Source organism: Marinimicrobium sp. UBA4509 (assembly GCF_002388575.1).
GTDB classification, from domain to species: Bacteria; Pseudomonadota; Gammaproteobacteria; order Pseudomonadales; family Cellvibrionaceae; genus Marinimicrobium; species Marinimicrobium koreense.
Genome location: NZ_DGMV01000037.1, coordinates 8,394 through 12,738 on the forward strand (window position 1 = coordinate 8,394; position 4,345 = coordinate 12,738).

At 62.3% G+C, this 4,345-nt stretch carries 3 protein-coding genes; all 3 read right to left on the reverse strand.

What is annotated here, in order from left to right; all coding sequences use genetic code 11:
• The coding region (locus tag B3520_RS05470; RefSeq protein WP_286875589.1) for a putative bifunctional diguanylate cyclase/phosphodiesterase at window positions 1–2,263 on the reverse strand (2,263 nt) is incomplete at its 3' end.
• A 17-nt stretch (window positions 2,264–2,280) separates the two neighbouring features.
• Complete coding sequence (locus tag B3520_RS05475) at window positions 2,281–2,928, reverse strand: methylamine utilization protein (RefSeq protein ID WP_286804197.1); 648 nt, start codon at window positions 2,926–2,928, stop codon at window positions 2,281–2,283.
• A 63-nt stretch (window positions 2,929–2,991) separates the two neighbouring features.
• Window positions 2,992–4,345, reverse strand: a 1,354-nt coding sequence (locus tag B3520_RS05480) for a GGDEF domain-containing protein (protein WP_286875591.1), incomplete at its 5' end; no start/stop codon positions are given.

Genomic DNA, 4,345 nt, shown 5'->3' on the forward strand with positions numbered 1-4,345 from the left:
GCAGCGGTTTGCTGTAATAAAAACCCTGAACCCGGTCGCAGCCCAAAGCTACCAGTAGCTTCTCGATCGCCTGGTTCTCCACCCCTTCGGCGGTGACGGTCAGGCCCAGGGTGTGACCAAGGTCGATGGTGGAGCGGACAATCAACTGGTCATCCTCACTCTGGTCCAGGTTGAGAATAAAGGATTTGTCGATTTTCAGCTCCGAGACCGGCAGCTTTTTCAACTGCGATAGGGAGGAATAGCCGGTGCCGAAGTCATCAATCGACAGGCTGATGCCCTGGGCCCGCAACCGCTCCAGGTTGTGCAGGCTCTTGTCGGCCTCGCGCATGATGGCACTCTCGGTAATTTCCAGACACAAGCGCTCGGGAGACAATTCGGTCTCGCTCAGCAGGCCGCCGACAATGTCGGGCAGGTCATCATCGAGCAGATCCAGTGCCGAGAGGTTGACCGACAGGTGCGCCGGCACCGACCAGTTGGCGGCCTGGGTGATGGCCCGGCGCAGTACCCAGCGGGTGAGCAGGCCAATCTGTCCGGTGCTTTCGGCCACCGCAACAAACTCCTCCGGGTTGATCATGCCCATCTCCGGGTGCCGCCAACGCACTAGGGCCTCGGCGCCCAGAGTGCCGCTGTCGTCCAGCCAGAGTTTGGGTTGGTAATAGACGTCCAACTGCGAGTCTTCCAACGCCTGGCGGAATTCACCAAACAGCGCCAACCGGCGCAGATGGGATTCGTCCCAGCCCGTTTCATATCGGGTAATGCGCTGTTGTTCCAGGCGGCCCTGATTGAGGGCCAGGTTGGCTCGGCGCAGGAGCGTCTCAGGCTGGTCACCATCGTCCGGATAGAGCACCACCCCGAGGTTGATGTCGACTCCCAGATGCAGGTCGTCCAACTGGATATTGTCGGCAAAGCCTTCCAGCAACGCCTCCGCCCGAGTCTGCACCTCGTCCTCGCCGACCTGCCAGAACATCAGGGCGAATTCATCGCTGCCCAGGCGTGCGACCCGATCGTCCGGGCCGGCCTGATCGAGCAGGCGCCGCCCCACTTCGGCCAATACCCGGTCGCCCATTTCCGGGCTCAGGGCATCGTTCACCCGGGTGAAGTTGTCAATATCCAGCACCATCAGGGTAAAGCGCTGTTCGGACCAGGTGGCTTTTTCTATCGCGGACTCCAGCTCCGGAAACAGCTGACTGCGATTGATCAGGCCGGTGAGCTGATCGTGCCGGGCCTGATACAGAATCTGTTGCTCGCGTTCGGCGATGGCGCTCTGCATCCGGGTGAATCCCTGGGCCAGCTCCCCGAGCTCATCCCGGGAGCGCACCGGCACCGGCGTGTCGTAGTAACCCCCCGCGATACGGCGGGCCACGTTGGCCAGCGCGCTCACCGGCTGGGTGACGCTGCGCGCAAGCAATACCGCCAGCAGCGCGGCAATGATGGAGAAGCCCAGGGCGATCCACAGCAGTTGGCCGTTGAGCCGGGCAAAGGGCGCCATGACCTGTTCCAGTGGTACCTGCAGCACCGCCGCCAAGGGCGTGGGTTGCTCCGCCACTGGCAGCATGAGGGTCATGTGTTGCTCGGTGGCAATGACCGTTTCGGTCGCCGGTGAGCTTTCACTCAACCAGCCCAGCAATGCCTGTCGCTGCGAGCCAGGCAGTGTGCCGCTCAGATAGCGGGCCCCGTCCTCCTCCAGGCTGACAAAGGAGATTTCCAGACCGGTCAGGCGCTTGAGGGTTTCCGTCAGCCGGTTGTCGATTTCAAAGCCCAGGCCCGCCACACCCAGGGGTAAGGGGGCGCGTACATCGGAGATGACAAACTGGTAAGGGCGGCCATCAATCATCAGTGAGCGCTGTTGGGTCCGAGCTTCCTGTACCTGGGTGTACCGCCGCAGATAGCTCCAACTGGCCTCGGATAAAGGCTGGGTGCTGGCCACCAGGTCGCCCTGCTGATCGGCTACCAGAGCGATATCGGCATTGATCCGGGCGGCGTGGTTCTCCAGGGCGGACACCAGGGTGGGGGCATCGGCCACCGCCACTGCCTCCTTGAAGCCGAAGTCGTCGGTGAGCACCTCCGCCGACAGGGACAACTGTTCCGCCCGGGCCTGGATCAACTCGGCGAACACTTCGCCACCACGCTGCAACTCGCGGCGGGCATTGTCGGTCACGGTGTCGCGTACCACCAGTCGGGTGGCGGTATAGGAGGACAGCTCGACCAGTAGGACCAGACCGAGCAGCAGTAACAGGACTTTGGCGAGGTAGCTAGTGCGCATCAGATCAGCCCCTGGCCTTAACGGTCAAACAACCGCTCGAGATCGGTTTGTGGCGCTTGCTGACGGGGGTCGGGTTGTAACCCATCCAGCGCAATCGTCTCGCTCCGGGACGCTCCAGTGATCGTGAGAGTCCTGGTCAACGGCTCGGCAAGGCGCGGGTGTTGAATCTGCACCTCCAGGTCGCCCTCCGGCAGCGCGTCGAAAGTCCATTTCCCATCGGGGCCCGTGACCCCAAACCGATCGCTGTCCACCACATAGATGTAGCCGAGCATGGCGTCGTGAATATTGCAGCCCAGCGCCACCTTGCCCGGCTGATCAAACTGTACCGGCTCAGCGGTGGTGCCGTGGTACAGCCTGAGCTCAAAGCGCTTGGCCGGGGAAAAGGAGTACACATGATGACGAATGTTGTCACTGTTGGGAAAGCGCACCAGGGTACCGGTGCGCACCGCCAGTACCTGGGGGACGAACTGGCGATCACGCTGATCCATGACCGCCTCGGGGGCCGTCTCAGTACTCGAGCGGTCGTCATCGGCGTAGAGGGTGACCACCGCATCCGCCAGTGGCTGTCCCCCGTCATCGGTCACTGTGATGGTGAGCGACGAGGCGATGACGGCCGCCGGTAACCAGGCCACAAGCGCCACCACTACCCGTGCAATTAGGGTCATAACATCCTCATTGGCCAAAAGCCGATAACCAACCGGAAACCGGCTGGCACAGAATCCGTCATTCTAGCCTATCTGACACTGATTGCGACCCGCGGCCTTGGCCGCGTAGAGCGCCTGATCGGCCCGACCGAACACCTGGTCGGCGGTATCGCCCTCCCTGAACTCGGAGATACCCAGGGAGATGGTGATCTGCAAGGGCTCTTTGCGATAGTTGAACGCCGTATCCGCCAGTGCCCCGCGCACATCATCCAACACCTGCAGGGCGTCCTGGGCTCGGGTTTCCGGCATCAGAATCACAAACTCTTCGCCCCCGTAGCGACCAAAGAAGTCCACCTCCCGCAGGCGCCGACGAATGGCTTTGCTGATCACCTTGAGTACCCGATCGCCGGCCTGATGACCGAACTGATCATTGATCCGCTTGAAATGATCGACATCGCAGACCGCCAGGGTCAGCGGGTGACCATAGCGCTCCCAGCGTTTGACCTCGTGAGCCAGACGCTCGTCATAGGCTTCCCGGTTGGGCAGTTGCGTGAGGGGATCGTGCAGCGCTTTGTGTTGATGGCGACGGAGGCTCTCCCGGTTTTCTTCGGCTTCGTGCTCCATCTGCTGGACCCGGGAGGCAAGCTGGGCCAATTGATCGGTGAGCGGCTCCGAGTCGGCTTCGGCTCGCTGGTATTGGTTCAGACTCTCGCGAATTTGCCCCAACTGGGAGGCCACCTGGCCTTTAAGTTCCGCCAGATCACGGGCGGACTCGACACTCCCGGCCAGGGAGTCGCAGCGCTCGGCCATCTGCTCGGACAGGCTGCGCCCCGCCTCGCGCTGGCTGGCCTGGCTATTGGCCGCACCGTTGATCAGGGACGCGATCTCCGCCAACTCCCGGTTGACCGAGTTGAGGTAGCCGGCAAACACCCGGTTGGCCGCCAGCCAGGAGTGCATGATCAGGTCCCGCACTTCCTCAAGAAAGCCCGGCAACTGGTTCAGCGGGATGCCCTGCTTGAGGCGCACCATCATGCCCTCCAGAGTCTCTGGCCCCATATATTCGGTGTTCACGGCATTCATCAGGCCTTCGAGCACCTGATTGATCTCATCGCACAGGGATTCATTCGAGCCCGGTTCCGCCGCCCGCTCACCCCGCAGCCGGCCCAAGAGGCCGGGCTTGGCTTCCCGGGTCAGGGTCAGGGCCTGTTGCTGCAGGTCCGCCAGCTGCTGGAGCAGAGCCGGGAAGAGGGAGAACTTCTGGCTGCGCATGGGCAACCGGTTGAGGTAATGATTCAGTTCGCGCTTGAGTTCCCGGGGTGGCCCCAGGGATTGCAGTTGCTTGACCAGAGCCGTCAGGGCGTCGAGGATCTCAACATCGGCGGACTCTTTTCGGCTCTCAAAACTTCTTACGCTCTGGTCGAGCCGATCGGTCAGTTCG

Bases quoted from the DNA above. Each gene is read 5' to 3' on its own strand.
- B3520_RS05475 (WP_286804197.1), bottom strand. From the start codon at position 2,928: ATGACCCTAATTGCACGGGTAGTGGTGGCGCTTGTGGCCTGGTTACCG.